This is a genomic window from Kordiimonas lipolytica, from assembly GCF_042651265.1.
GTDB classification, from domain to species: domain Bacteria; phylum Pseudomonadota; class Alphaproteobacteria; order Sphingomonadales; family Kordiimonadaceae; genus Kordiimonas; species Kordiimonas lipolytica.
The window spans coordinates 134908-161506 of the sequence record NZ_JBHSCR010000013.1 but is presented as its reverse complement, the minus strand read 5'-3'; the positions used below and the strand labels follow the sequence as shown (position 1 = coordinate 161506).

General features: G+C 57.8%; 26 protein-coding genes. 12 read left to right on the top strand and 14 right to left on the bottom strand.

Going from position 1 to position 26599, the window contains the following annotated elements:
• Positions 1–40 precede the first annotated feature (40 nt).
• The 10 genes from ACFO5Q_RS12450 to ACFO5Q_RS12405 all read right to left on the bottom strand — a co-directional run bounded on the left by ACFO5Q_RS12450 (position 41) and on the right by ACFO5Q_RS12405 (position 8992).
• Entirely contained in the window at positions 41–799 is a 759-nt protein-coding gene (locus ACFO5Q_RS12450) for a hypothetical protein (protein WP_156431986.1), read from the bottom strand.
• A gap of 103 nt (positions 800–902) precedes the next feature.
• Positions 903–1949 (bottom strand): type II toxin-antitoxin system antitoxin DNA ADP-ribosyl glycohydrolase DarG, encoded by a 1047-nt coding sequence (gene darG, locus ACFO5Q_RS12445; RefSeq protein WP_068149128.1) that lies wholly within the window; start codon positions 1947–1949, stop codon positions 903–905.
• A complete protein-coding gene (locus ACFO5Q_RS12440) occupies positions 1950–2630 on the bottom strand; it encodes a DUF4433 domain-containing protein (protein ID WP_231727275.1) in 681 nt (226 codons plus the stop codon).
• A gap of 126 nt (positions 2631–2756) precedes the next feature.
• Positions 2757–3083: a HesB/IscA family protein gene (locus tag ACFO5Q_RS12435; RefSeq protein WP_068149123.1), complete on the bottom strand. Its 327-nt coding sequence runs from the start codon at positions 3081–3083 to the stop codon at positions 2757–2759.
• A gap of 26 nt (positions 3084–3109) precedes the next feature.
• A complete protein-coding gene (locus ACFO5Q_RS12430; protein ID WP_197421161.1) occupies positions 3110–3610 on the bottom strand; it encodes an SUF system Fe-S cluster assembly protein in 501 nt (166 codons plus the stop codon).
• 26 nt (positions 3611–3636) lie between these two features.
• Complete coding sequence (locus ACFO5Q_RS12425) at positions 3637–4881, bottom strand: cysteine desulfurase (protein ID WP_068149109.1); 1245 nt, start codon at positions 4879–4881, stop codon at positions 3637–3639.
• 11 nt (positions 4882–4892) lie between these two features.
• Positions 4893–6185 carry a Fe-S cluster assembly protein SufD gene (gene sufD / locus ACFO5Q_RS12420; RefSeq protein WP_068149105.1) on the bottom strand — a complete coding sequence of 431 codons (1293 nt, stop codon included), beginning with the start codon at positions 6183–6185 and terminating at the stop codon, positions 4893–4895.
• 44 nt (positions 6186–6229) lie between these two features.
• Positions 6230–6967: a Fe-S cluster assembly ATPase SufC gene (gene sufC, locus ACFO5Q_RS12415; protein WP_068149101.1), complete on the bottom strand. Its 738-nt coding sequence runs from the start codon at positions 6965–6967 to the stop codon at positions 6230–6232.
• Between the two features lie 15 nt (positions 6968–6982).
• Positions 6983–8452, bottom strand: a complete 1470-nt coding sequence (gene sufB, locus ACFO5Q_RS12410) for a Fe-S cluster assembly protein SufB (protein ID WP_068149098.1) — start codon at positions 8450–8452, stop codon at positions 6983–6985.
• A 69-nt stretch (positions 8453–8521) separates the two neighbouring features.
• Positions 8522–8992 (bottom strand): SUF system Fe-S cluster assembly regulator, encoded by a 471-nt coding sequence (locus ACFO5Q_RS12405; RefSeq protein WP_197421154.1) that lies wholly within the window; start codon positions 8990–8992, stop codon positions 8522–8524.
• 234 nt (positions 8993–9226) lie between these two features.
• Here ACFO5Q_RS12405 and ACFO5Q_RS12400 point away from each other — a divergent pair, with 234 nt between their 5' ends.
• The 3 genes from ACFO5Q_RS12400 to ACFO5Q_RS12390 are packed head-to-tail and all read left to right on the top strand — an operon-like array spanning position 9227 to position 11838.
• On the top strand, positions 9227–10195 hold the full coding sequence (locus ACFO5Q_RS12400) for a thiamine pyrophosphate-dependent dehydrogenase E1 component subunit alpha (protein ID WP_082719933.1): 969 nt from the start codon (positions 9227–9229) through the stop codon (positions 10193–10195).
• Complete coding sequence (locus tag ACFO5Q_RS12395) at positions 10192–11196, top strand: alpha-ketoacid dehydrogenase subunit beta (RefSeq protein ID WP_068149086.1); 1005 nt, start codon at positions 10192–10194, stop codon at positions 11194–11196. The genes ACFO5Q_RS12400 and ACFO5Q_RS12395 overlap by 4 nt, the downstream gene beginning before the upstream one ends.
• A 9-nt stretch (positions 11197–11205) precedes the next feature.
• The gene (locus ACFO5Q_RS12390; protein WP_068149082.1) at positions 11206–11838 is read left to right on the top strand and encodes a cytochrome b/b6 domain-containing protein; all 633 of its coding nucleotides are present in this window, start codon (positions 11206–11208) and stop codon (positions 11836–11838) included.
• A gap of 67 nt (positions 11839–11905) precedes the next feature.
• On the opposite strand, the gene ACFO5Q_RS12385 is transcribed toward ACFO5Q_RS12390, so the two are convergent.
• Both ACFO5Q_RS12385 and ACFO5Q_RS12380 read right to left on the bottom strand, forming a co-directional pair.
• Positions 11906–12376 (bottom strand): c-type cytochrome, encoded by a 471-nt coding sequence (locus tag ACFO5Q_RS12385; RefSeq protein ID WP_068149077.1) that lies wholly within the window; start codon positions 12374–12376, stop codon positions 11906–11908.
• 210 nt (positions 12377–12586) lie between these two features.
• On the bottom strand, positions 12587–13003 hold the full coding sequence (locus ACFO5Q_RS12380; RefSeq protein WP_068149074.1) for a GcrA family cell cycle regulator: 417 nt from the start codon (positions 13001–13003) through the stop codon (positions 12587–12589).
• Between the two features lie 146 nt (positions 13004–13149).
• Between ACFO5Q_RS12380 and ACFO5Q_RS12375 the strand changes: the two genes are divergently transcribed.
• The 9 genes from ACFO5Q_RS12375 (at position 13150) to bla (ending at position 22732) form a co-directional block, all read left to right on the top strand.
• Entirely contained in the window at positions 13150–13998 is an 849-nt protein-coding gene (locus tag ACFO5Q_RS12375; protein ID WP_068149072.1) for an ABC transporter permease, read from the top strand.
• 41 nt (positions 13999–14039) lie between these two features.
• Positions 14040–14408, top strand: coding sequence for a hypothetical protein (locus tag ACFO5Q_RS12370; protein WP_068149070.1), 369 nt, complete (start codon positions 14040–14042; stop codon positions 14406–14408).
• Between the two features lie 198 nt (positions 14409–14606).
• The gene (locus tag ACFO5Q_RS12365) at positions 14607–17006 is read left to right on the top strand and encodes a TonB-dependent receptor (protein WP_068149066.1); all 2400 of its coding nucleotides are present in this window, start codon (positions 14607–14609) and stop codon (positions 17004–17006) included.
• 194 nt (positions 17007–17200) lie between these two features.
• Positions 17201–17458, top strand: coding sequence for a type II toxin-antitoxin system Phd/YefM family antitoxin (locus ACFO5Q_RS12360; RefSeq protein WP_068149064.1), 258 nt, complete (start codon positions 17201–17203; stop codon positions 17456–17458).
• Positions 17455–17838 (top strand): type II toxin-antitoxin system VapC family toxin, encoded by a 384-nt coding sequence (locus tag ACFO5Q_RS12355; protein ID WP_068149062.1) that lies wholly within the window; start codon positions 17455–17457, stop codon positions 17836–17838. The genes ACFO5Q_RS12360 and ACFO5Q_RS12355 overlap by 4 nt, the downstream gene beginning before the upstream one ends.
• A 752-nt stretch (positions 17839–18590) precedes the next feature.
• The gene (locus ACFO5Q_RS12350) at positions 18591–19784 is read left to right on the top strand and encodes an aspartate aminotransferase family protein (RefSeq protein WP_068149060.1); all 1194 of its coding nucleotides are present in this window, start codon (positions 18591–18593) and stop codon (positions 19782–19784) included.
• 42 nt (positions 19785–19826) lie between these two features.
• Positions 19827–20765 carry an ornithine carbamoyltransferase gene (argF, locus tag ACFO5Q_RS12345; RefSeq protein WP_068149057.1) on the top strand — a complete coding sequence of 313 codons (939 nt, stop codon included), beginning with the start codon at positions 19827–19829 and terminating at the stop codon, positions 20763–20765.
• Between the two features lie 64 nt (positions 20766–20829).
• Entirely contained in the window at positions 20830–21837 is a 1008-nt protein-coding gene (locus ACFO5Q_RS12340) for an Hsp33 family molecular chaperone HslO (RefSeq protein ID WP_068149056.1), read from the top strand.
• Positions 21838–21982: 145 nt separating this feature from the next.
• The gene (gene bla / locus ACFO5Q_RS12335) at positions 21983–22732 is read left to right on the top strand and encodes a subclass B1 metallo-beta-lactamase (protein WP_068149054.1); all 750 of its coding nucleotides are present in this window, start codon (positions 21983–21985) and stop codon (positions 22730–22732) included.
• A gap of 6 nt (positions 22733–22738) precedes the next feature.
• Here the strand turns inward: bla and ACFO5Q_RS12330 are convergent, their stop codons facing one another.
• Positions 22739–24214 carry a TrkH family potassium uptake protein gene (locus tag ACFO5Q_RS12330; protein ID WP_082719930.1) on the bottom strand — a complete coding sequence of 492 codons (1476 nt, stop codon included), beginning with the start codon at positions 24212–24214 and terminating at the stop codon, positions 22739–22741.
• A gap of 134 nt (positions 24215–24348) precedes the next feature.
• Complete coding sequence (locus ACFO5Q_RS12325; RefSeq protein ID WP_068149050.1) at positions 24349–26550, bottom strand: TonB-dependent receptor; 2202 nt, start codon at positions 26548–26550, stop codon at positions 24349–24351.
• Between the last annotated feature and the right edge of the window lie 49 nt (positions 26551–26599).

Here is a 26599-nt window from a genome sequence, read left to right as displayed (position 1 = left end):
GAAATTACTACGCCATGCTGGACGAACGCCCCATGGCCGCTTAACTTAAACCAACCTGCCTCCGACAATCCCGGGGCGGTTCAATCAGCGTCTGGCTCTCGCTACTGTCGGTCACATCCGCAGTCTGGAACGACAGGCCGATGGTGTTCTCGAAATCCTTGGTCCAGGAAAGGTTCACACCCTTGATATTGTGGAAGATGCGGTCTTCGATCGCGTCGATATCTTTCGCCAGCCCCCCGTCGGGCTGCCAATAGGCTGTCACGGTGGGCCAGGCCTCATCCCGCGGCGTGTAAATCAAGGACGCGCCGCTTGTGAATTCGGAAAAGCTGCGGTGTGTCGTCAGCGGGCGTGTGGTGTTGGGCACCAACGGCCCGGCGTGGATGGTGTTCCACTCGCCGACCGTCGTCAGGCTTTTCCCGAGCCTGAGGACAAGATTGTCCTTCAGGTAGGTGTCGTTATAGAGGCGCTCCAGCACCAGCTTGGCGGTGCGGCCCGTGAAGGGGTCGTGGTTTTCCTTCAACACGGGCATGCCCGCGACCTCCCCCTCGAAGAAGGGGTTGAAGAAGCGGTTGAAACGGCCCTGCACAAAAATCGCCAGGTCATCGACAAACAATTCGGCGTCGCCGCCCTTTGGCGCTTCGGCCTCCACCACCAGGTAGCCAGAGACATGAATGTCGTCAAACCGTACGCCCTGCCCGAGCTTATAGTCGTCCTCCGCCTGCGCGGGCAAAGCCGATGCCACAAGCCCCACCGCCCCGCATAGCCGTGCAAGGGGGTAATTTTTTCTATGGCGTCCCATGAACGCGCCTCCACTAGCCCACAAATCAATGAGTTAGCTTAACGTGCGTTCAACTATCTGTCAGGGGGTAAAATGGTCGCAGTGGGGGAGGTGTTGTTTGTTACTAATGGGCTTGAATTAGTCCGTCTTCGTTGAGTCTTAAGAAGGCAGTCGATATTGAAGCATCAGTAAAGTTTCTGCTTTTGTGATCATTCCACGACTTAATCGCGCTGATAATCTCTGCTTTGCGATGAATGCCTTCAACCTCGTGGAGATAATGAACGCTAGCTAAAAGCTCCATGCCAAACGGGCTTTCATAGCCCTCAATTAAGAGCCCGAGTTTTTGGATAATCTCATTAGTGGATGTATCTCGTTCTGACGACAAAAATTCATCTGCTTGGCTGTAAGCGGCTCTTGTCGCTTGAATTTCTGCCTCCGCTTTGGAGAAACCACTAATGTAATTCAGGCGTTCGAACTCAGACAATATTGTATTCAAAGACTCTGAATATGGACCGTGGGTGTTCCGAGTGAATTTAAGATTAAATGGCACTCCAAGAGCTTGAAGAAAGTAAATAATCTTTTGAAGGCTTATGCGTGTTAAGTGGCCACCAAAGAATACTTCGAAATCTCCCACAGCCTTGACTAAGGCTGCGCGTGCCAATGTCATCTTAGGTGGAATATTCTCGTATTCGGGAGAACTAAAGTGATTTTTGGGCGCATAGACAACGAAATCAACACCGTCAATACCGGCTAGTTTTGATTCAATGACTTTGCGGACATCGTTCCAAGGAAGTCCTCCGTTGCCACATCCAAGAGGTGGGACTGCAACAGACTTAATACCTAGCTTTTGGACTTGGATAACAAAGTCGTCTAAACCCTCACTGATATAGGACATTTTCGACTTAGCCCGCCAATGTTGCTTGGTTGGAAAGTTGATCAAATACCTAGGACCGCTTTCGACGAGCATACCGCCATTGTCGTAAATGAACATATGGCCAGGGGAGAGCTGCTTTTGATCGCACAATTTTTTATAGGCTTTAAAATTTTCAGGCCAGCGACGTTTGAATTCTAAGGCAACACCCTTACCCATTACACCTACACAGTTAACGGTGTTCACGATCGCCTCAGACGGATCGTCAAACATATTCCCTTTTTTGTAGATGATGGGCATTTAATAATAGCATCCAGTGTTCGTATAAACCGGTATGTTTATATCGGATTCAGACAGCCAGTTCTCAATTTGGATTTTGATCTCGTCCCTCTTTACAACGATACACTCCAGGACTTCCAATGGCAAAACATCTTTAACGAGAAATTCTGCCATTCTTTTCGATGCCCGGTTTGGCCGAGAGTCTGTGTCGTGTTGCCATTGGCACACGCCAGGGTAACCAATTTGTGGGATGGAAGCTCGGATTGGTTGTTCGTCAAAGACGTGCCAGTCTACATGTGCATCAAGGTTGTTTAGATCATTATCATATTTGGGTATTTGCGAGAGTGTGTTGCAGGCTACGTCAGAAAACCAAAAGTGTAGATTGTTGGCTGCAATTTTGGTGACGTCACAGACAAGAAAGACAAGGTCCTGCATGTTGGCGATACCTAAATCAAGTCCGTTGGGATTAACCAGGTGCACGTTTCCAGCATGAATAGTATAGGCCATCTTCGTTAGAGGTGAGAAATAAAATGGGACAAAATCATTCACGGAACTATTGCATGGGGTGAAAAAATCTGTTGAATTTCTTCTCTGTACAATGTTGGCGTAAGAGGTCTGAAAACACCTTTGAAGTGGCATATGATTTTTTGAGCCAACAAATCCATCACGAAGGAATATTGGTATATTTTGAAAGTATGTCATCCTGAATATGTGACGGTGGTTCATAAATTTCTTGCTTGAGCCTATACTGCAAAGTTGAACTTTATTTACCCACTAACATGAAATATCCGCCAAATAAAATGGATAGGTAGAGCGGCATTGGCTCTTCTAAACGTGGAAGCTTTCGCCGCAGCCGCAGCGGCCCTTCTCGTTCGGGTTGGTGAATTTGAAGCCGGTTGAAAACATGCTGTCTTCCCAGTCCATTTCGGTGCCCAGCAGAAACAGAAGTGATTTCCTGTCCACAAACACCTTCACGCCCTTGTCTTCGACAAGCTCAAAGTCGTCCACCGGTTCCTCGACATAATCGACCGTGTATCCAAGCCCCGAGCAGCCATGGGTGCTGGTGCCCAGCTTGATGCCCACGGCGCTTTCGTTTTTCGCCAGGATCGCCTTGATATGCTCTGCGGCGCGGTCTGTAATCTGGATTACTGCCATCATTTTCTCCTATAGCGAATGTGGGCTTAAAGAAGCCCCAGTTCAAGCCGGGCCTCGTCTGACATGTTGGACATATCCCATGCCGGTTCCCACACCAGCGACACTTCGGTGCCGTTCACGCCTTCAACGCTGTTCACCTTCAGCTCCACCTCGCCGGGCATGCTTTCGGCCACAGGGCAGTGGGGGGTCGTGAGCGTCATGGTCACCTTGACGTTCCAGTCGTCATCGATGTCGATGCCGTAAATCAGGCCCATCTCATAGATATTGACCGGGATTTCCGGGTCATAGATTTCACGGAGCGCTTCAACAATGCGCGCTTCAAGCTCGTCTTTTGACGCAGGCGGGGTGCCGCCAGCCTTTGCAGGCGTGCTTGCGTCCTCAGCCGTTTCCTCATTGCGGTCCTGCTCCAGGAACTTGTTGAGGAAATAGCCGCCTTCCTGTGGGCTCACAGTCGGGCGCTCAACCGCCGCTTTCGGCTGGTTCTCATCCGGCACTTCAGCGCCCGCAGCAGGGCTTGAAAGGTCCATGATATCGCGTTCTTTATCTGTATCCATCATCCAAAGATGTCCGTTACTTTTTTAAGGCCCGCAACCAGGCGGTCCACGTCTGATGTGTCGTTATAGATGCCGAAGCTGGCGCGCACGGTGCCCGGCACGCCGAAGCGGTCCATGATCGGCTGGGCGCAGTGGTGGCCGGCGCGCACGGCGATACCCTGGCGGTCCAGGATGGTGCCGATATCGTGCGGGTGCGCGTGCTCCATGGTGAAGCTGATGAGCGCGCCCTTCTCCGCTGCCGTGCCAATGATGCGCAGGCTGTTGAAGGCGCCAAGCTCGCGTGTCGCGTATTCCAGCAGCGCCTGCTCGTGCGCGTGGATGTTCTCATACCCAAGTGCGGTGATGTAATCCAGCGCATGCTTCATGGCGATGCCGCCTGCAATGTTGGGCGTGCCTGCCTCGAACTTGTGCGGCAGGTCGTTGAAGGTGGTTTTTTCAAACGTGACGGTGGAGATCATGTCCCCGCCGCCCTGCCATGGCGGCATTTTGTCCAGCAGGTCTTCCTTGCCGTAAATCACGCCGATGCCGGTGGGGCCGTAGGCCTTGTGGGCGGAGAAGGCGTAGAAATCAGCGTCAAGGTCTTGCACGTCGATTTTGAGGTGCGGGGCGGCCTGGCAGCCGTCAATCAGCGTCACGGCGCCCGCGTCGTGCGCCATGCGGATGATGTCCTTGACCGGGTTCACGACCCCGATGGAGTTGGAGATATGCGCCACCGCGACCATCTTGGTGCGGCCTGAGAGCAAGCCCTTGTAGGCGTCCATATCCAGCGAGCCGTCGTCATGAACCGGGATCACGCGGATCTTCGCGCCTCGCTCTTCGGCGATCATCTGCCACGGCACGATGTTGGAATGGTGCTCCATCTCCGAAAGGATGATCTCATCGCCTTCGCTTAAGAACGTCCGGCCCCAGGCTTGGGCCACAAGGTTGATGCCTTCGGTCGCGCCGCGCACGAAGATGCATTCCTTGGACTTGGCCGCACCGATGAAATCCTTCACCGTTTCGCGCGTGGCCTCGTAAGCCTCGGTCGCATCCTGGCTGAACTTGTAAACGCCGCGGTGGATGTTGGCATAATAATGCTCATAGAGCTCTTTTTCCGCCTCGATCACAACGCGCGGCTTCTGGGCCGACGCAGCAGTATCCAGGAACGTCAGCGGCTTGCCGTAGACGGTTTCACTGAGGATCGGGAAATCCTTGCGGACTTTCGCCACATCCAGGCCTTGAATTATCGGTGCTGCCTCAATCATCGCTTTACTCTTTACTTGCTCTCAGGGACGGGCTTGTCCGCGCGCGCCGTCATCCAGTCGCCCACACGCGCCATCAGGGCGTCGCGCACGGGCTCGTTTTCTATGCGCTCAAGCGCGGAGGCTGCGAAGGCTTCCACCAGCATCTGGCGCGCGGTCACCGGGTCGATGCCGCGGCTGGTCAGGTAAAAGATCGCTTTCGCGTCCAGGTCACCCACCGTGGCGCCATGGCTGCATTTGACATCGTCGGCGAAAATTTCAAGCTCGGGCTTGGCGTTTGCTTCCGCCGTGCGGTCGAACACCAGCGCCTTGAAGCTCTGGTCGGCTTCCACCTTCTGCGCGTCTTTGTTTACAGTCACTTTGCCCTGGAAACTGGTCTTGCCGCGGCTGTCGGCCACCGTGCGGAAAATCTGGTCGCTGGTGGTGTGCGGCATGGTGTGGCTGATGTGCGTCAGCGTGTCATGGCTTTGGCCGGTGGCCGCAAGGGCCACACCGTCCACCGTGGCCCGGCTTTCGTCAGACATCAGGCGCACATGCGCCTCAAACCGCGCAACCTTGCCGCCAAGCGACAGGTTACAGGCGTGATACTGGCCGCCCGCGCCTACGCCCGCAAACACCTTGCCGGTGTGGATGGCAGCCGCGCCTTCTTCCTGCAGCCGGGTGTGGCTCAGCTTCGCGCCCTCAGCCACGCGCCCCTGCAGGATGCTGTTGGTCCAATATGCGCCGTCGTCGCCGATGAAGCGCTCAACAATATGGGCGCTCGCGCCTTCACCCAGCTCAATGATATGGCGGGTATGGGCGGCGCGGTCTGCCGTATTTGTCATGATATGGATGATCTCAACCGGGTCGTCGATCTCCACGCCTGCGGGGATCGCAATCACCATGCCGTCTTTGGCAAGCGCGGTATTCAGCTGCGAGACACCGTCGCGGCCGCGCACCAGTTCGTTCGCCCGGTCCGGGTTGGCCATGAAATGGTTCGCCAGCGGCCGCACGGATGCTGCCTGCCACAGGTCACCCATGTCGGACCGGCTTTCGCTGAAGCGGCCATTCACGAACACGAAGCGCGCCGCCGTTTCACCGAAGGCTTCCGGGATCGTGGGTTTTTCGCCTGCGTGGGTGGCGGGCGCGAAGGCCTTGCCGCGCAGGTCACGCAAGTCGCTGTAGCGCCAGTCTTCCGACCGGGCTGTCGGGAAACCGTGGGCGACGAAGTCACTCATTGCCTGGGCGCGCGCACCGTCCATGCCCGCGATCGAGCCCTTCAGGCTTTCGGCTTGGTCTTGGTAGCTTTTTGTTACCGCGTCATTCATAAATGGTCCCTAACCCATTTGTGGATGGCTGTGTACGGTGTGGCCTAGGCCACGTCCGCATAGCCTTTTTCTTCAAGCTCAAGCGCCAGTTCCTTGCCGCCCGATTTCACGATCCTGCCGTCGATCATCACATGCACATGGTCGGGCTGCACGTAATCAAGCAGGCGCTGATAGTGAGTGATCAGAAGCACTGCCGTGTCTTCGCGGCGCTGCACATTGATGCCTTCCGCCACGGTTTTGAGCGCATCGATATCAAGGCCACTGTCGGTCTCATCCAGTACGGCGAGCTTGGGGTCGAGAACGGCCATCTGCACCATCTCGTTCCGCTTTTTCTCGCCGCCTGAGAAGCCCACGTTGACAAAGCGCTTCAGCATGTCCGGGTCCATGCCCAGGAGCTTGGCTTTCTCGCGTACGAGCTTCATGAAGTCCGCCGCAGACATATCATCCTGGCCATTCTGCTTGCGCACGCTATTGAGGGCAGTACGCAGGAAATTCAGGTTCGACACGCCAGGGATTTCCACCGGATACTGGAAACCCAGGAACAGGCCGGCGGCCACACGCTCGTGCGGATCCATTTCCAGCATGTTCTTGCCCATGAACTCAATGGAGCCAGAGGTGATTTCATAATCGTCGCGGCCCGCGATGGTGTTGGCGAGCGTGGATTTGCCGGCGCCGTTGAGGCCCATGATGGCGTGGGTTTCACCGGCCTTGATCTCAAGGGAAACGCCCTTCAGGATTTCCTTGTCGGCGATGGTTACATGGAGGTCTTTGATCTTAAGCATCTTTATCTATCCACTTTAGCCAACGCTGCCTTCAAGGGAGATGCCAAGAAGCTTCTGGGCTTCCACGGCAAATTCCATGGGCAGGTGCTGCATTACTTCCTTACAGAAACCGTTCACGATCATGGCGACCGCTTCTTCTTCATCCAGGCCGCGCGCGCGGCAATAGAAAAGCTGGTCTTCCGAAATCTTTGAGGTTGTCGCCTCATGCTCGATCGTGGCGGACGGGTTCTTCACTTCGATATAGGGCACGGTGTGCGCGCCGCATTCGGATGACACCAGAAGCGAGTCGCACTGGGTATAGTTGCGCACATTATCGGCCCCTGACATCACTTTCACGAGGCCGCGGTAGGTGTTCTGGCTCTTGCCCGCCGATATACCCTTCGAGATGATCGTCGAGCGGGTGTTCTTGCCCTGGTGGATCATCTTGGTGCCGGTGTCGGCCTGCTGGTAATTGTTGGTGACGGCAACCGAGTAGAACTCGCCCACAGACCCGTCGCCTGCCAGCACACAGCTGGGGTATTTCCAGGTGACGGCGGAGCCGGTCTCAACCTGGGTCCAGCTGACTTTCGAGTTCTTGCCTTTGCAGAGTGCCCGCTTGGTCACGAAATTATAGATGCCGCCCTTGCCTTCCTTGTCGCCCGGATACCAGTTCTGGACAGTGGAATATTTAATTTCGGCGTCGTCCATGGCGATCAGCTCAACCACGGCGGCGTGCAGCTGGTTCTCGTCCCGCATCGGCGCGGTACAGCCCTCAAGATAGGATACATACGAGCCCTCGTCGGCCACGATCAGCGTGCGTTCGAACTGGCCGGTGTTTTCCGCATTGATGCGGAAATAGGTCGAGAGCTCCATCGGGCAGCGCACGCCCTTGGGGATGTAAACAAACGTACCGTCGGTGAAGACAGCGCAGTTGAGGGCGGCGAAATAATTGTCGCGCACAGGCACCACGCTCGCCATATATTTCTTCACCATGTCCGGATATTCGCGGATGGCTTCGGAAATCGACATGAAGATCACGCCGGCTTTCTTCAGTTCCTCGCGGAAGGTGGTGGCAACAGACACGCTGTCGAACACGGCGTCCACAGCAACCTTGGCCGCGCCCTCAACGCCCGCCAGCACTTCCTGCTCGCGGATCGGGATGCCCAGCTTCTCGTAGGTCGCCAGCAGCTCCGGGTCTACTTCATCCAGGCTCTTCGGCCCGTCTTTCTTCTTCGGGGCGGCGAAATAATAGCTGTCGTTATAGTCGATCGGTGGGTAGTTCACCTTGGCCCAGTCTGGCTCATCCATCTTCAGCCAGGCATGGTAAGCCTTCAGGCGCCATTCCAGCATCCACTCCGGCTCTTCCTTTTTGGCGGAAATGAAACGGATGACGTCTTCGGACAGGCCTTTGGGTGCCATATCCATATCGATATCGGTGACAAACCCGTATTTATACTCGCCCGTAACGTCCTGGACTTGTTTTTGGGCTTCAGCGGTTCCGGCCATGGTGGCGGCTCCTTACGTTATCCATACTCAATAAACTGACGACTCGCTTGGCGCTTCGTTTCAGTGGCCTCAGGCCGTTGCGGCCTTCTTGTCGGCCTGTGCCTTCTGCTCGAAGCGCGAGGCCAGGTCAAAAGTGCCTTCGGGGCCTGCGAGTGCAGAGAGCTTTACGTCCTCAAGCGCGCCGCGGACTGCATTGTTGATCAATTGCCAGCGCGGGCGCATGTGGCAGATATCATCGAAGCTGCAGTCGCTTGAGCCCGTTTCGGCGCAGTGCGTCAGCGAAATCGGGCCATCGATGGCTTCGATAATGTCAGCGACAGAAATCTCATCCGCGGGTTTTGACAATGAGAAACCGCCCTTGAGCCCGCGATGCGACGCAAGAAGCCCGGCCTTGCCAAGGGCATTCAGGATTTTGGCAACAGTGGGCGCCGGGATGCTGGTGGCACCTGAAAGGTCTTGCGCGCTGAGGCGCGCGTCGGCATGCGACATTTCGCACATTAACACGACGGCATAGTCTGCTAGATTGGTTAGCCGGATCACTGTCTTGTCCTTGCTCTCTCACCCCGTTGCGGGGCGCCAGTTCAAACCATATCGGTAAATTCTTACCAATTTACTCTGAATTGACACACATATGGGCATGTCTGGCTAAGGAGTCAACAGATTTACAGCGCCTTATTGCGCATTTCTGACAAAATTACACCTATTTAATGCAGGACATGGGTAAAACTGTGGTTAAGGCCGACAAATTTCGCTAAACCCCGGGTAGGGAAGCGTATGGTATACGGACCGTTTATGGAACTTGAAGACCTGACATCGCTGTTTGAAAAGGCCCATTTCATTCGGGCGTTCGAAGGCGCGCTGGCGGCTGCGGCGGACGCGGGCGAGGTGCCGGGGCTGGTGCACCTTTCAAACGGGGCAGAGATACTTGAACTTGCGGTCGCATCCGCGCTGGACCCCAAGAAAGACCAGGTGACCGGCTCGCACCGCAGCCACGGCATCGCGCTTTCACTCGGGGTAGACCCGCAGGCGCTGGCATGTGAAATCCTTGGCCGCGAAGGCGGGCTTTCGCGTGGGCTTGGGGGCACGCAGCATCTGATCGCGCCCGAAAGCGGTTTTCTGGGGTCAAACGGCATTGTTGGCGGGCAGGTGCCGCTCGCACTTGGTGCCGCGCTCAGCGCCAAAACGCTTGAGACCGGCGGTATCGCCGTCAGCTATTTTGGTGACGGGGCGGCCAACCAGGGCGCGGTGATGGAATCGCTCAATCTGGCTGTTGTGCTCAAGCTTCCCATTTTGTTTGTGTGCGAAAACAATGGCTTTGGCCAGTCCACTGCCTCCAGTTATTCGGCGGGCGGCACAAGCCTATTGGGGCGCGCGCGCGCCTTTGGCCTTGCCGCCGATCATGTAGACGGCACGGACCCGGTTGAATCCGCCAAGACGGCTGAACGGCTTGTAAGCTGGGTGCGCACATCCGGTTCGCCCGCCTTCCTTGAGGCCAGCGTGCCGCGCCTGTCCGGCCACTATCATGGGGATGAGGAAAAATACCGGGCCGCAGACAGCCAGGCGGCTGACCCGCTGCAGCGGCTGGAGGCGATGATTTTGAACCGCGATGTGCCTTCAGGGCTCGTTGAGGACATGAAGCACCGCGCCCATGAACGGGCCTGTGCCGTTATTGATAAAGCCATCGCGGCGCCCGATGTCAGCGACACGGCTCTTGATGCCTATATCAAGGAGGCACAGTCATGACCCGCATGAGCATTTCCGAAGCGCTGAACCGCGCCCACCATGACATCATGGCTGCAGACGAGCGGTCGCTGGTGATCGGTGAAGACATCCGCGGCGGCAGCGGGGTTGACGGCGGGCTTGAGCTCGGCGGCGTGTTCGGGGTGACCAGCGGTCTCGCAGCCAAATTCGGCGAAGGCCGGGTGATCGACACGCCCATATCGGAGACCGCCTTTGTCGGTATGGCCACGGGTGCGGCCATGACCGGCTTGAAGCCGATTGTCGAGGTAATGTTCTGTGATTTCATGGGCGTCTGCTTTGACCAGATCATGAACCAGGCGGCGAAGGCGCGCTTTCTCTCTAATGGGCGGTTTGATCTTCCGCTCACCATCCGCACCACCATGGGCGCGGGGGACGGCTCAGGCGCCATGCACAGCCAGTCCACCTTCGGCATGCTGGCATCCGTCGCGGGGCTGACCGTCGTATGCCCCAGCACACCTGCGGATGCGGCAGGGCTTCTGAAGTCTGCGGTCAAGGCCAAGGGCCCAACCGTGATCATGGAACACAAGGGCCTTTATGATTTTGCTGAGGATGTTCCGGACGAGCTACCGCCTGTGCCGATCGGCAAGGGGCGCCTGATGCGTGAGGGCACAGACCTGACCGTTGTGGCGGTCTCTGCCTTCGTGCACAAGGCTGTGGAGGCAGCCGACACGCTCGCGGCAGAGGGTATCAGCGTCGAGATTATCGACCCGCGCACCATCAAGCCGCTTGATGAAGCCATGATTCTGGCGAGCGTGAAAAAGACAGGGCGGCTGTTGGTTGCGGCGGAAGATGCAGCCTTTGGCGGGTTCGCCGATCAGCTGACGGCCTTCGTGGCAAGAAGCGCCTTCTCCAGCCTGACGGCGGCGCCGGTTTCGGTCACACCGCCGGACGTGCCGGTGCCCTATGGCCGCAAGGCGGAAGCCGTATGGCTGCCGGGCGTGGATGAAATTCTGAATGCGGCTCGCACGCTGGCATCCGCATAAGGAGGGCTTATGAAAATCTGGGACATTGCCATCAGACTTTTCCATTGGACGCTGGTCGTTGCGTTTGTCATGGCGGCTTATTCGGCGTTTCAGGACAAATTCGGCATCTATGCCGATATGCACACCTATGCGGGCGTGACGATCCTGATCCTGATGGTCTGGCGCATCCTGTGGGGGCTTGTGGGCTCTGAAAGCGCCCGGTTCAGCAGCTTCGTGCGAGGCCCCAAGGCCATCATGGGATACTTGAGGCATGGCGACACTGCGAAATGCGCCGGGCATAACCCGCTGGGGGCGCTCAGCGTCGTTGCAATGCTTCTCCTATTGTTGGCGCAGGCGGTGATGGGGCTTTTCGCCACCGATGACATGTTCTTCTCCGGCCCGTTGAACGGTGAGGCAGGCAGTTGGGCGGGGACGCTGACGCGGCTGCACAAGCAACTCGGTCTGGTGCTGATCGGCCTTGCCACTTTCCACGTGCTGGTGGTGCTTTACTATACGCTGATCAAGAAGGCGGGCATCCTGCGCGCCATGATCACCGGCACCAAGGCGGAAGCGAAGAAAGCGCCAAGGATGGCGTCACCCTGGCTGGCGCTTGGGGTTTTGGTCCCCGTGGCGGCCACCCTCTGGTTCGCCATTCTGGGCTAGGAACAGAAACGGCCAATAAAAAAGGGCGCCGGAGGGCACCCTTTCTGTGTCGGTTAAACTGACCAACCTAGTCCAGGTCGGCTTTATATTTGTCGTGGCAGCTTTTGCAGTTTGATCCGAGCTGCTTCATGGCCGGGCCGATCTGCGCCATGTCGCCGGTCTCCGTGGCGGCTGCGAAAGCCTGGGCGTCAACTTCCATCTTGTCGAGGCGGTCGGCGAAATCTTCCCAATTGTCCCAGATCTCGTCCTTGGCTTCGGTAAAGCCTTCCATGCCGCGAGTGTCCTTTTCAAAGGACGCCTTGGTCTTGGTAGACGCTTCGGCCATCTTTTTCGCAATGGTCGGCAGTTCGGCAGGCGTGCCTTCCTCGCCCTTCATGATCTTGCTGATCTTGCCAAAGCCCTTGCCGAACACTTCCATGATATCGTGGCGCACTTTCGATTCCTTGAAGCGCTTGCCTTCGCCGTGTGCAGTGGCTGGGACGGCTGCACCCAGCATAAGCGCTGCAGCAACAGTGCCTACCAGAAGCTTTTTGGTCATGTATCTCTCCCTGTTGATCTTGAGCGGTGATGACGCACCGGGTGTTCTCTGGCCAAGCATTACCCAAGCCGCGATTAAGGGCAAGCGCCTTCCCAATCGCGATTTTGTGATCGGTGCGACGCGGCCCCAAAATAAAAGACCCGCAGGGTGCCCACCTGCGAGTCGCAAATTCTGATTCGGTTTTCTGCCCGTTTGAGCAGCGCGCGCGTTCTATAGAATGGTGCGCGGTGGCTGCTGGCGCTTGTCGCGGCGCGGCGGCTGTGCCTGATAGGCTTCAGCGCAGTGGCCAGCACAGTAAGGCATGCCCGCCTCGGCCTGCTTGCCGCAGAAATGGAAGTCCGTGTCCCCGGGGTGGCCAATCGGCCACTTGCACATGCGGTCCGTCAGGTCCAGAAGCGTAACTAACTGTTTATCAGCCTTTTTTGCGACCTTCTTGGGCGCGGCTTTCTTCTTGTCCTTGTCGGCCTTCACAGGAGATGGGCGCGATTTCAGGCCAAGGCGGTGGGCCTTGCCGATCACGGCGTTGCGGGTCACACCCTCGCCCAGTTCCTTCGCGATCTGGCTGGCGCTCAGGCCATCGTCCCAAAGTTTCTTGAGCTTGTCGATCCGCTCATCCGTCCATGCCATGGTCTTTTCCCTGTATTTCTTTTTTGGGTGCCGGTGACTCCCGAGTCACCCGATTCCCTAAAGCTTATATCGCCCAACGACCCCTCTTGCCAAGGGGACAAACGACACCATATGGTGAGGCCCGCAATTTTTTACGGAGTCAGCCCATGGAATCGACCACATCCAGTATCACGCCAGACGACGCCAACGAAAGCTACCCGGAACTGGGGAGCCGGACCATCGGGGCTGTCAACTGGGTGGGCCTATGGACGCTCTATATGCGCGAATCGCGCCGCTTCATGAAAGTATGGGCGCAGACGCTGGCGGCACCGGCGGTTACCACCATCCTGTTCATGGTCATTTTCACGCTGGCGCTTGGCGGCCGCGGCCGCATGGTGGCGGATATGCCCTACGGCCAGTTCCTGGCGCCGGGCCTGATTGTGATGGCGATCCTGCAGAATGCCTTCGCCAACACCTCAAGCTCGATCCTGATCGCAAAGGTGCAGGGCAATATTGTCGACACGCTGATGCCACCCTTGAGCGCGCTTGAGCTCACTATCGGTTTTGTCGCGGGCGGGGTTACACGCGGGCTTCTGGTGGGGCTTTCCGTGGGCACTGCTTTCTGGGCCATGCCCGGCGTGACCATGGAAATTGCCCACATCTGGGCGGTGGTCTATTTCGCGCTGGCGGCCAGCATCATGCTGTCGCTCATCGGCGTGCTCACCGGTGTGTGGGCGGAAAAGTTCGACCATTCGGCGGCCATCACCAACTTTGTGATCGCGCCGCTCAGCCTTCTGTCAGGCACCTTCTATTCGATCGAGCGCCTCTCGACTGGCTGGCAGGTCTTCAGCCAGATCAACCCTTTCTTCTATATGATCGACGGCGTGCGCTACGGCTTTATCGACCGGGCCGACAGTGACCTCATGACCGGCATTATCTATACGCTGGTGCTCAACACCGTACTTGTTCTGTGGGTCTACCGCGTGTTCAAAACCGGCTACCGCCTGAAGGCGTAAAACGGCGAGTTTCTATTGATCGGTCAATATGTTGGATTCGAATGACGCAGATAATTTCGAGAGCTAATATCAAAGAAGTTCTTGAAAGGTGGGCCGAAGGCACCTTGTCTGCTGAGGAAGTGCATGCTTGGGCGGGGCAGCACTATCAGAACCGTGCGTATGATTTTGAGGATCGTGAAGATCAAGAAGAAAACTCGGTCTCGAATGAAGTTTTAGCACAGTTGGATATGTTGGATATGAACCTGCTGGTTCCAGAAGATATCCCTTCATATATAGAGTTTTTGTCAACGCCATTGGGTGGCTTTGATGACGGTTATTCCAAGCTCAAAGCATATTTGGGGACAGTGAATATTGATGTCCGAAGAGAGCAATTGAAGGGAACATCTCCCTATCAACCATTCTGTAGATAAACTATTGCTATAGTTGTAAGCAAACCCCGGTTTTCCGGGGGTTTTTACATTAATCGTCCAATCGTTCGATTTTATTAACTATTTTATTCCTAAAACACTTCCGCTCTTCGTCATAGAGAGTGTCAGCGGGCAGATGGGTGCCCGCCGATTGCTTAAAAAAACATCGGCGCAAAGTGCCGAACCAGGGAGGTATTCTTTATGATATCCAAGAAAACACTGTTGCTGAGCTCCTCTGTTGCCGCGCTTGTGGGCGCGTCCGCGGGCACGGCAATCGCACAAGACAGCGATTTCACCTTTGAAGAAATCGTTGTGACGGCAACCAAGCGCGCGTCCTCCATCCAGGATGTGCCTTTCTCGATCAACGCCATGAGCGAGACCGACATCAAGCGCACAGGCGCGAGCAATCTGGAAGACCTGGCGCGTAACGTTGCCGGCCTCCAGATCCAGAACCTGGGGCCGGGCCAGAGCCAGGTTGCCATCCGCGGCGTATCTGCCGGCCAGATCGTGCGCGACCAGCCGGGCGTGAAAGAGCAAGTCGGCGTTTACCTGGACGAATCCGTCATCTCGCTCTCGCTCTTTACGCCAGACCTTGACCTTTATGACCTGAACCGCGTTGAAACGCTGCGTGGCCCACAGGGCACACTTTTCGGGTCCGGTTCCATCGGCGGCACCATCCGTTACATCACCAACCAGCCAAGCTTCGACGGCATCGCAGGCAGCTTTGAAGCTGACCTCAATACCGTCAAGGGTGGCGGCACTGGCGGCAGCCTGAAGGGCATGATCAACGTGCCGCTTTCCGACACTATCGCTGTGCGCGCTGTGGCCTACCACACGGAATATGGCGGCTTTATCGATGCCATCCGCGAAGGCGGCTCAATTGACAAAGACGTCAACAGCGGCAACCGCACCGGCGGCCGTTTTGCCCTGACGTTCCAACCATCCGACAGCGTGACCTTCACGCCGCGCGTGGTGTATCAGGAAATCGACATGAACGGTTTCAACCGGCAGGAAGTGTTCAACCTCTATGCCAACCCGTTCACTGATGCATCCGTGGCCGGTGGCCGCGAGCCTGTATCGTTTGATGAGCGCCAGCAGTTCCTGCTCCTGGACGAAGCGTTCGAAGACCAGACCATGATCGCCGACGCCACGCTTGAGATCAGCCTGGACAGTGTCGATATCACGTCCGTGACCAGCTACACCGACCGCGATATCCTGGTGTCCCGCGATGCGTCTGCGCTGACCGGCAGTGTGTCGGTTGACCTTGGCTACCCAACCGAAGCTGTGATGCTGCCATCGAACCTGCGTGACACCACCAAGGTGGAAAGCTTCACCCAGGAGCTGCGCCTGTCGTCAAACGGTGACGGCCCGCTGCAGTGGGTTGTGGGTGCCTTCTATTCCGACACCGACCGCTTCTATAAACAGTTCCTGCCAACGCCGGGCTATGACGGTTTCACAGACGCCGTTCTGGGCGCGGGTACGGCTGCTGCGACGTCCATGGGTGTTGGCCCAGTTGATTCGCCATTCTACAGCGAACTGCCATACTCGATCGAGCAGATCTCCCTCTTTGGTGAGATGACCTACGACATCACAGACCGCCTGCAACTGACAGCCGGTGGGCGCTATTATGACTATAGCGAAGAGCGCTATGTCACCCAGGTTGGCCTGTTCGGTAACGGTGTTGTTGACCAGCTTGATGAGACATCCGCCAACGGCTTCACGCCGCGGGTGCTGGCACGCTATGACGTTTCTGACGACGTCACAGTGAACGCGCAGGTGTCCAAGGGCTTCCGTCTGGGCGGCGTGAATGACCCGCTCAATACAGCGCTCTGTAACGCATCTGACCTGGAGATCTTCGGCGGCTTCCAGAACTATGAAGACGAAACGCTGTGGAACTATGAAGCAGGCATCAAGGTGAATAAGCGCAAGGTGTCCTTCAACGCCGCTGCCTTCTATACCGATATCTCGAACCTGCAGGTCACGCTGGACGCGGGCTCCTGTTCGTCGCGGATCAGCTTTAACGTGCCGAAAGCCCACACCATGGGCGTTGAGGCAGAGTTCAAGGCACGTCCAACCGACAACTTCGAGTTCACTTTCGCGGGCAGCCTGATCGAATCGGAGTTTGATTCGACCGTGACTGACAGCACTAACGCGGTTCTGGGCGGCGTGCGCGACGGCAACCGTTTGCCATCCGTGCCGAAGTTTCAGTTTGGCACCACGGCCACTTACTTCTTCCCTGCTGATTTCATCGCAAACGGCGCGGAAGCCTATTTCTCCGCCACCTTCCAGCATCGCGGCAGCATCTTCACGCAGCCGTCTGACCAGGAAGCAGGCGCAGGCAGCTTCACATCCGGCCTGCCGTTCGGTGGTGCATCGGGCGCGGACACCACGGTTCTTGATCTGGAGCTCGACAGCTACCAGACCATGAACCTGTCGTTCGGTGTAGAGATGGAGCGCTGGGACGTTGTGGCCTACATCAACAATGTGTTTGATGAAAACGCCAACCTGTCGTTCGACCGAGAGCGTGGCGGCCGCGCCCGTCTGGCGTTCCGCACCAACGAGCCTCGCACCATCGGTGTGAAGTTCCGCACCCGCTTCTAAGGGCGGACCAAGAGACTGAGGGAAGGGTTACCCGCAATGCTTTCCCATGCGGGTAACCCTTCCCGAACAGGGGAGCCGACATCTGTCGGGTCCCCTTTTTTCTACCGCTTGAGGAAGGAGTTTGGACCACATTATGGTCCATAATCTTGACATTTCAAATTTGGACTATATTATGGTCCACAAAGGAGTGTTATATGGAAATCGCTATTCACGAAGCTAAGGGCAAGCTTTCCGGCCTTATTAAAGCCGCCGAAACAGGGGAACACGTGGTATTGACTAGGCACGGACGGCCTGTGGCGGAAATCAAACCCCTTATCGCACCAAAGACAGCTGCCGAAAAGCGGGAGGCGTTGATGGCGATCGCCTTGCGGGCTAGGGACAAACAGGCCCAGGGTGCGGATGCCGCCCACGCCGCCGACTTCCTCTATGACGACACGGGGATGCCTTCGTGATTGTTGTCGATACCTCCGCGATTATGGCTGTGTTGCTGAGTGAGCCGAGGGCGGACGAGATTATCCGGTGTTTGTCAGACAATGACCTCTGCATGTCGGCGGGTACCTTGTCTGAGCTGATGATCGTGGCTGCCGCGAGAGGCTTGGCTGATGAGCTGAACGACACGCTGGAGGCCATTGGGATGGAGATTGCCAATGTCGACGGCGCTATCGCCAAAGGCGTGCAGGAAGCTTTCCTGGCCTGGGGCAAGGGGCGGCATCCGGCATCGCTGAACTTCGGCGACTGTTTTGCCTACGCCACGGCAAAAAGCATGGCTGTACCGCTCTTGTTCGTCGGTGATGATTTCAGCCAGACGGATGTGGGTGTGGCCTTGCAATAAAGGACATATTATGAGCGATGAGTATGAAAAGCGTCATGTATTGTTGCGTGACGAAAGTAGGCAGGCTTTTAAGGAGTCCCGTAAGCAGCTATCGTATTACATGCTTTCACTGCCTTTCGCTCTCTAGAGCATCGCCATATCATCTTTCGAAAACCCCCGACATATTGTCTTTGTAGGTCTCGAAATTGCGGTGTGGGGAGCATTCCTAGCCGCAGGTATATGCGGAATCAAAGCAAAGCATTCAGAAATCGAGGTGTTCCGCCAATCCTCTCTAATACACTCTAACGCAGCCGAAAGAGCCGCTGGTAAAAATCCTGGGGACGCTTTTGATAGTCCTTCGTGTAGCGATAGGGGTCGGAAAAAAGAGAATGCGAACGCGGCTAGTATCAAAATGTATAAATGGCAGCGCTCGGTTCTTATTGGTTCTGCGAGTTTATGGATTGTGTCACGCGCTTCCGCAGCAATTTATTTAGCAGCCGGTTAGATATTGCAGATCTCATCACCGTAAACCTCTGTGCCGGAACTACTAGGCATGTCTGTAATCCCCTCTTCCCCCAATTCAACAGAACTTCCCGGATAGCCCAGTTTTTTTCGTGTTTCCTGCGGTGGGCGGCCATTGACTTGGTCGTGCCGTAGGGGCATCCTCTGAACCCTGAAAAGCCGGGCCGGATAAGGGCTCGGCTCAACGCATTTATATAGCCCTGCCATATCACCCAAACAGAGCCTCACAAGAGGCCGGATGGAGAGAAGACGTGATTAGCCCATTGATGCCAACCTACGCCCGTATTCCTGTCGCTTTCGAGCGCGGCGAAGGCATGTATCTATATGACACCGACGGCAAGAAATATCTGGATTTCTATTCCGGCATCGGCGTGATGTGCCTGGGGCACAGCCACCCCACTCTTGTGAAAGCGCTTGCCGAGCAGGGCGCAAAGCTATGGCACACGGCCAATACTTATGAAATCCCGCTTGGCACCAAGCTGGCCGAGCGCCTGTGCGCGGCCTCCTTCGCTGACACTGTTTTCTTCACCAACTCGGGCGCTGAGGCAATCGAATGCGCCATCAAGATGGTGCGCAAGTATCATTATGACAAAGGCAACAAGGGCAAATACCGCCTTGTGACCATGTCGAACGCCTTCCATGGCCGCACGCTGGCGGGCATTGCCGCCGCGGGCCAGGAAAAGCTGACGAAGGGGTTCGAGCCCCTGCCGGACGGCTTTGATGTGGTGCCCTTTGGCGACATTGAAGCCGTGCAGGCCGCCATCGGGCCAGAGACCGGCGGCATCATGGTTGAGCCCGTGCAGGGCGAAGGCGGCATCCGCCCGATCCCCAAAGAGCAGATGCAGGCGCTCCGCGCCCTGTGTGATGAGCACGGCCTTCTGCTGGTGTTTGATGAAATCCAGTGCGGCATGGGCCGGACGGGCAAGCTGTTCGCCCACGAATGGTCTGACATCAAGCCGGATATCGTGACAGCCGCAAAGGGCATCGGCGGCGGCTTCCCGCTGGGCGCCTGCCTGGCGACTGAAGAAGCCGCTTCGGGCATGACGGTCGGCACCCACGGCAGCACTTATGGCGGCAACCCGCTGGCGATGGCTGTCGGCAACGCGGTGCTGGACGAAATGCTGGCCCCGGGCTTCCTCGAGCGCGTGCGCGACATGGGCGACAAGCTTCAGGCGCGGCTGGGCGCCCTGCAGCAGCGCCACGGCGACTATATTTCCGAAGTGCGTGGCATGGGCCTGATGGCCGGTATCCGCCTGCCGGAGGTGCCAACCCGCGATGCGGTGGTGGACATGATTGGCCGGGGCATGCTGCCGGCTGTGGCGGGCGACATGGTTATGCGCATGCTGCCGCCGCTGATTATCGAAGACGAGCATCTGGATGAGGCCATGGACAAGCTGGACGCGGCCATGAACGACTGGCGGGCCAACGGCCTGCCGGGCAAATAGCCAACGAGTAACCCTGTATCTTAGTGAAGAGGAAACAGTGAGATGACGAGCACACCCAACAGCCACTTCATTGACCTGAAGGATATCCCGGCGGAGACGCTTCGGCATATCCTCGATACGGCCAAGGAATGGAAAGAGGCACGACGTCATCTCCCCAAGGGTGCGGTGGATGAAGGCGCGCCGCTCGCGGGCCATGCGCTTGCCATGATTTTCGAGAAGTCCTCCACCCGCACGCGCATCAGCTTCGAGATGGCCATGCACCAGCTGGGCGGCAAGGCCGTTGTGCTGCAGGGCGGCAGTATGCAGCTCGGGCGCGGCGAAACCATCGGCGATACCGCCCGCGTGGTCAGCCGCTATGTGGACGCTATCATGATCCGCGCCAACACCCATGAAGCGGTCATCGAGCTTGCGGAAGAGGGTGATGTGCCGGTGATCAACGCGCTCACGGACCGGTCGCACCCGTGCCAGATCATGGCTGATATCATGACGATTGAGGAGCGTCTGGGCCCCATCAAGGGCAAGAAGCTTGCCTGGGTAGGCGACGGCAACAATGTGGCCACGTCGCTCATCGAAGCGGCGGTGAAGTTCGACTTCACGCTGATGCTGGGCTGCCCGGAAAACTTTGCGCCCTATGACGATGTGCTTGAATGGGCAGAAGTTGAGGGCGGCGACATCCATGTGGTGACGGAAGCCGAGGCCGCCGTGTGGGATGCTGACGCCGTGTTCACAGACACCTGGGTGTCGATGGGCGATGACCGCACAGGCAGCCGCGTGCGTGCGCTGGAGCCCTTCCAGGTCAACCGGGCGCTGATGGAAAAGGCGGCGGATGACGCCGTGTTCCTGCACTGCCTGCCCGCCCACCGCGGCGAAGAAGTGACCAACAATGTGATGGACGGCCCCCAAAGCGTGGTGTGGGACGAGGCGGAAAACCGCCTGCATGCCCAAAAGGCAATCCTTGCCTGGTGCCTCGGAAAGATATAAAAGCGCCGGGAAACGGGCCCCAAGGGGCCCTTTGGCCTTTTAGTTGAGTTTGGAAAGCGGTCCCATGAGCGAAACCCCGATCGTTGTCAAAGACCCGGCAGGCAGCCGGGACAATGAAATCCGCCCCTTTGCCATTGAAGGCATGGACGTGCGCGGCCGCGCCGTGCGGCTTGGCACGGTGGTGGACCAGATCCTGAAGGCGCACGACTATCCGGAACCTGTGGCGAAGATTTTGGGCGAACTGCTCACGCTCACCGCCATGCTTGGTTCCATGCTCAAATTTAATGGCATTGTCACAATCCAGACCAAATCCGGCGGCCCGGTGCCGATGATGGTTGCGGATTATGAGCTCAAGGAAGACGGGGTTGGCCGCCTGCGCGGCTACGCGGACATTAACGCAGAGACCATGGCCCAATATGGCAAGAACCCAAGCTTCCACGGCCTGATTGGGTCCAAGAACGGTTATCTGGCGCTCACCATCGACCAGGGCGAGGACATGGACCGCTACCAGGGTATTGTTGAGCTGAAGGGCGAGACGCTGTCGGAAGTGGCGCGCAACTATTTCCAGAACAGCGAGCAGACGCCCACGGAAATTCGCCTGCGGTGTGATCATGACCCGGTGACCAACTATTGGCGCGCGGGCGGCATCATGGTGCAGCATCTGGCGCGGGGTGAAACCGGCCAAGAGCGTATTCTTGAGCGCAACACTGCCGAGGAATGGAACCGGGCAAGCGTTCTGATGCACAGCGTCAAGACGGAAGAGCTTCTCGATCCGCAGCTGACGCTCGATCAGCTGCTTTACCGGCTCTATAACGAAGACGGCGTGCGCGTGTTCGACAGCGTGGCCCTTGTCCACGCCTGCCGCTGCAGCCGCGAGCGCCTGATCACCGTGATCAGCCAGTTTTCTGACGACGATATCGATCATATGACGGTGGACGGCAAGATCAGCGTGCACTGCCAGTTCTGCAATTCCACCTATGACTTCACGCCGGAAGAGGCCCACGCGGCCCACGCCGCAGCGGCGGAAGGCGTTCCTGAAGAGACATCCGACGAGACTTCAGATAAGAATTAAGGTCTGACTCGGGCCCGACTCGGCCGACTCAGCAAAAGGCGTGCCCAGAGGAACCTGATCCCGGCGCGCCTTTTTCTTTGTCCATTTTTCGCCGTCATTCCATGCCACAAGGATGGGCAGCCGATGTTTGTCCGAGGAGGTCTCTGTGCGCGTGCTTGTGTTGTTTCTGTTCCTTATGCTTATCGCCCCGGTGGGGCGCGCGGAAGATGAAGGCGTGCGCATCCGCCCGCTCGTGAACGGTGTATGGCTGCATGTCTCAAGCCACACGTTCGAAAACGGCTACAGCGCCACATCGAACGGCCTGATCGTGCGCGACCGCGGCCATCTTGTGCTGGTGGACAGCGCTTGGGGCGCGGCTGCGACCGCTACGCTCCTCGATGAAATCGAAGCCGCAATCGGGCTCAAGGTCACCATGGCGGTGGCCACCCATTCGCACGCCGATCGCGCGGCGGGGGCAGAGGTGATGAAAGCCCGCGGCATCCGCTTTTATGCGTCGCGCAAGACCCGCCAGTTGATGATTGCCCGCGGCGAAGTGCCGCCCGAGTATGAGCTTGATCTTGCGGACGAGGCGGGCGCCACCACAAAGCTCGGCCCGCTGGAGGTCATGTTCCCCGGCACGGCACATACCACCGATAATCTTATCGTGTGGCTGGGGCGCGAGAAGCTCTTGTTCGGCGGCTGCGCGGTCCGCGAGGCTTCTGCCCGCAACCTTGGCTATTATAAGGAAGGCGACCCTGGCAATTGGGGTGCTGCGATGGCGCTTGCGAAGGATCATTACGGAAGCGCAACGATTGTTGTGCCAGGCCACGGCACGGTCAGTAACACCAGCCTTCTGGACCACACGGCCACCTTGGCTACCAAGCACCTGATGAAGAAGGCTGGAATGCCGGACTAACCGTGCCTAGTCCCGCCAGAAGTGCGGGTCGAACAGCATGATCAGGGTAAAGACCTCCAGCCGGCCCAGGATCATGGCGAAACTGAGCAGCCATTTGGCGGCGTCCGGCAGGCTGGCGAAATTGCCCGACGGGCCGACGATGTCGCCAAAGCCTGGCCCCACGTTCGTGATGGCGGTGGTCGCGGCAGATAGCGCGGTGACAAAATCGATATCCATCATGGCCAGCATGAGCGTGACGATGGCGATGGAGGCAAAGAAGGCCGCCAGGAACGCCAGCACCGACAGCGGCAGGTCGGTGGGCATGCGCGCACCGTGATAATTCAGGATCACCACCCGGTTCGGGCTGTTGAGCCTGAGCAGCTGTTCGCGAAGCGTGATCCACAGAACCTGAAACCGGTAAACCTTGATTCCCCCCGACGTTGATCCGGCGCAGCCGCCTGCGAATGTCAGCAGGAAGAAGCCGGCCACCGCTCCTGTGCCCCACAGTGTATAGTCGGTGGAGGCGAACCCCGTTGTGGTGACGATGGAGACGATGTTGAAGGCCGCCATGGTCAGCGCATGGAAAAAGTCCCAGTCCCGGTCGGCCATCAGCATGAAGGTGGAACCCAGGATGATAATGGCCAGGAAGCGCAGGAAGGCTTTGATCTGCGGGTCGCGCGCGAAGGCGTGCTTTCGTCCCCGGGCGAACTTGATGTAGGCGATGAAGGGAATGCTGCCTGCCAGCATGAAAAGAATGCCAACCCACTGTGCCCCCATGCCGAAGCCGGCAAACGAGCTGTCATGCGTGCTGAAGCCGCCTGTCGCCAGGGTCGCGAGCGCGTGGTTGACCGCGTCGAACATGGACATGCCGGACAGGTAATAGGCGATAGCGCAAAGGGCGGTCAGTGCCACATAAACGCCGGTGATCCATTTCACCAGCTGGGCAGACTTGGGCACAATTTTTTCGGATTTGTCACTGCTTTCGGTGCGGAAAAGCTGCATCCCGCCGATGCGCAGGAACGGCAGCATGATGATGGCCATCACCACAATGCCGATGCCGCCGATCCAGTTGAGGAGCGACCGCCACAAAAGGATGCCCGGCAGCATGGTATCCAGCCCCGACAGAACCGTGGACCCGGTGGTGGTGATCCCAGAGACGGTCTCGAACACCGCGTCAGTGTAGGAATGCGTGGCATCTTCAGGCAGGCCAAGCCCCAGAAGCGGCAGGGCCGCAAAGATGGGCAGCACCAGCCAGGTTGTGGCGGTTAGAAGGAAAGCCTGCTTGATGTCCAGATTGACTGGCTCGTCATCCCGCGTTGCCAGCACAAGGGCCAGCCCGATAAAGCCGGTAAAGGCAGATGAGAAGATAAACTCCCAAGGCGTGGTGCCTGCCATCTGGGCTTCCACCACGGCCGGAACCATCATGAAGAAGGCAAGCGCCACCAGAAGGAGGCCGATAACCTGAACGATGGGGCGGAAGTCGATGCGGAAAGTCATGGGCATGATTGGCCGTCACAGTGTGGGCAGGGCCCTAAGGGCCCATTGGCGCAGTGTGTGAGGCGCTTTCCTTTCTTGGCAAGCCTTTACACGACGAACGCTAGAAACTGAGGAGGCTCAAGTCAAGCCTCTCAAGCGTGCTAGAAAGCGTATGTCAGCTCGAGCCCATAGCTTCTGGGGGCGGTCTGGGCTTCCACAATGGTGCCGAAAAAGTCCCTCAGGCTCGCCGCGGTGCCGCCGTCCCCAAATCCGTTCTGAAGCCAGAATGCCGCGGTCCAGCCGCCCGCCGGGCTACTGACGCCAACCTTGGCGTTCAGTTGGGACCGGCTGGATATCCGCCCGAACGGCACCTTGCTGCCACCCAGAAGCGTTTGTTCGGAAACATTGTCCGGCGTGATGAAATAGCCGTCAGCGAAGGAAGCGTTCAGGTTTAAGAAGCCCATCAGGGCTTCAGTGACCGCGCGCTCATAAGCGATGCTCAAGCTGGCTTCCACGTCCGGCGCTTCAAGCTTGTTGCCGGAAACATCCGTGGCACCCACGCCGCCATCGGTGAACTGGCGATATTCTGCATCGAGAAGCGCGAGCGAGGCTGAGGCGGAAAGGCCTTCCGCAGGTGTCGCCGTCAGTTCAAACTCCATGCCTTTGGTGCGCACCTTGGCCGCGTTCGCGATGACGATAACCGTACTGCCGCCGCCCTGGTCCAGGAACTGGTTGACCTGAAAGTCCCGATAATCCACCCAGAAGGCCGTGGCACTGAACCAGCCAAGGCCATCCCACAGGTTGCCCTTGAGGCCGGCCTCATAGCTGCGGGCGCTTTCCTTGTCGAATTCAAGCTGGTCGGGGAAGATGGCGGCGCTGACATAATCCAGGTTATAGCCGCCACTTTTGAAGCCTTCACCATAGCGCAGGAAAGCAGTGAAATCATTGTTAGGTTCATAGGTTACGCTGATGGTGGGGGATATGTCGCTATCGTGCCTGGTGTCCAAAAGGGTTCCTGTTGCCAGCCCGAAAGCGGGTGCGCCCCTTGTGTCGATGCCCCAGTCCACGGCCTTCTCGTCACGGGACCATCTGAGCGCCGCCGACAGGGTGAGTGTGTCATTGAGGCGGTAGTCCAGGCTGCCATAAAGCCCCCAGGCTTCAGTGTCTACGCGCCCCACGCTCGCCATATCAGCACCCTCTGCGGCGCCCAGGAGGAAAGCTGCTGCCCCACCGATGGCGTGGCGGTCGGTCTCGCCTTTCTGGTCCAGGTAAGTTAGGCCGAATACATAGCCGAGCGGTTTGTCTTCTGGTGATGTCAGCCGCAGTTCCTGCGAGAAATGTCCATAGTCTTCGCGGTAATCCAGATAGAGGATATCAATGCTGGAATAGTCCGTGTCGTAGGAATGCCCTGTATCATTGGCGCGAAGGCCGGTGAGGGAGAGAAGCTCCAAACCGCTCTCGAAGGTCCAGGCCAGGCTGAGGCCCGCGCCTTTGGTTACCACGCTCTGGCGGGGTACGCGGTTGAAGTCCACCTCAAAGGCGTTTGGGGCTGCTGTTTCAGGGAAAATGCCGAAGGTATCGGAGTTCGGGTCGCCGATCAGCATGCTCTCATCAATTTCGTTCCGGTCCAGGCTCAGGTGCGCCTCGAACTGGTCTGACGGACGGTACAGCATTTGTGCCCGCAGGCTGTTCCTGTTGCGGTTATCGATTTTTGAGCCATCGAAAATATTGGTGGTTAACCCGTCGCGCTTATGGAGGTTGGCAGAAAAGCTCGCAGAGAGCGTATCCGACAGCGGCACATTGATGCTGCCGCCAAGAGTGCGGGTGTCGAACCGACCATAGCGGGCAAGGAACCGCCCGGCCAGATCGGGGCCCGGCTTCTGGCTGACAAGCGTCACCGCCCCGGCGATGGAATTTCGGCCAAAAAACGTGCCCTGTGGTCCGCGCATCACTTCCACCTGCGCGATATCCAGCAGCGATTGGTTCAGGCCGTAAGACGGCCCCAGATAGATGCCGTCCAGATACAGGCCGACGCGTTCGTCAAAGCCGATGTTGCGGCTGAAGGAGCCGACGCCGCGCAATGAGACGGTATTATTGTAGGCAAACTGGGCCGCGGTGCGCAGGTTCGGGACCGCCAGTTCCAGGTCCTCAAGCGACACCAGTGTCCAGTCCTCGATTGCCGCCATGCCAACCACGCTGATGGAAACCGGCGTGTCCGTCAGGGCCTGCTCGCGCTTTCGGGCATGCACGATGATTTCTTCCATCGCCCCTTCGGTATCATCGCCAGATACGGGTGCAGCAACGGTGCAAGTCAATGCGGCATAGATGAGGGTAGGCAGGCGGGTGTGGCGGAAAATGGACACAGTGAGGCTCCCCTGGCGTGAAATGTCCCCTCCTCCCCGAATGGACGCG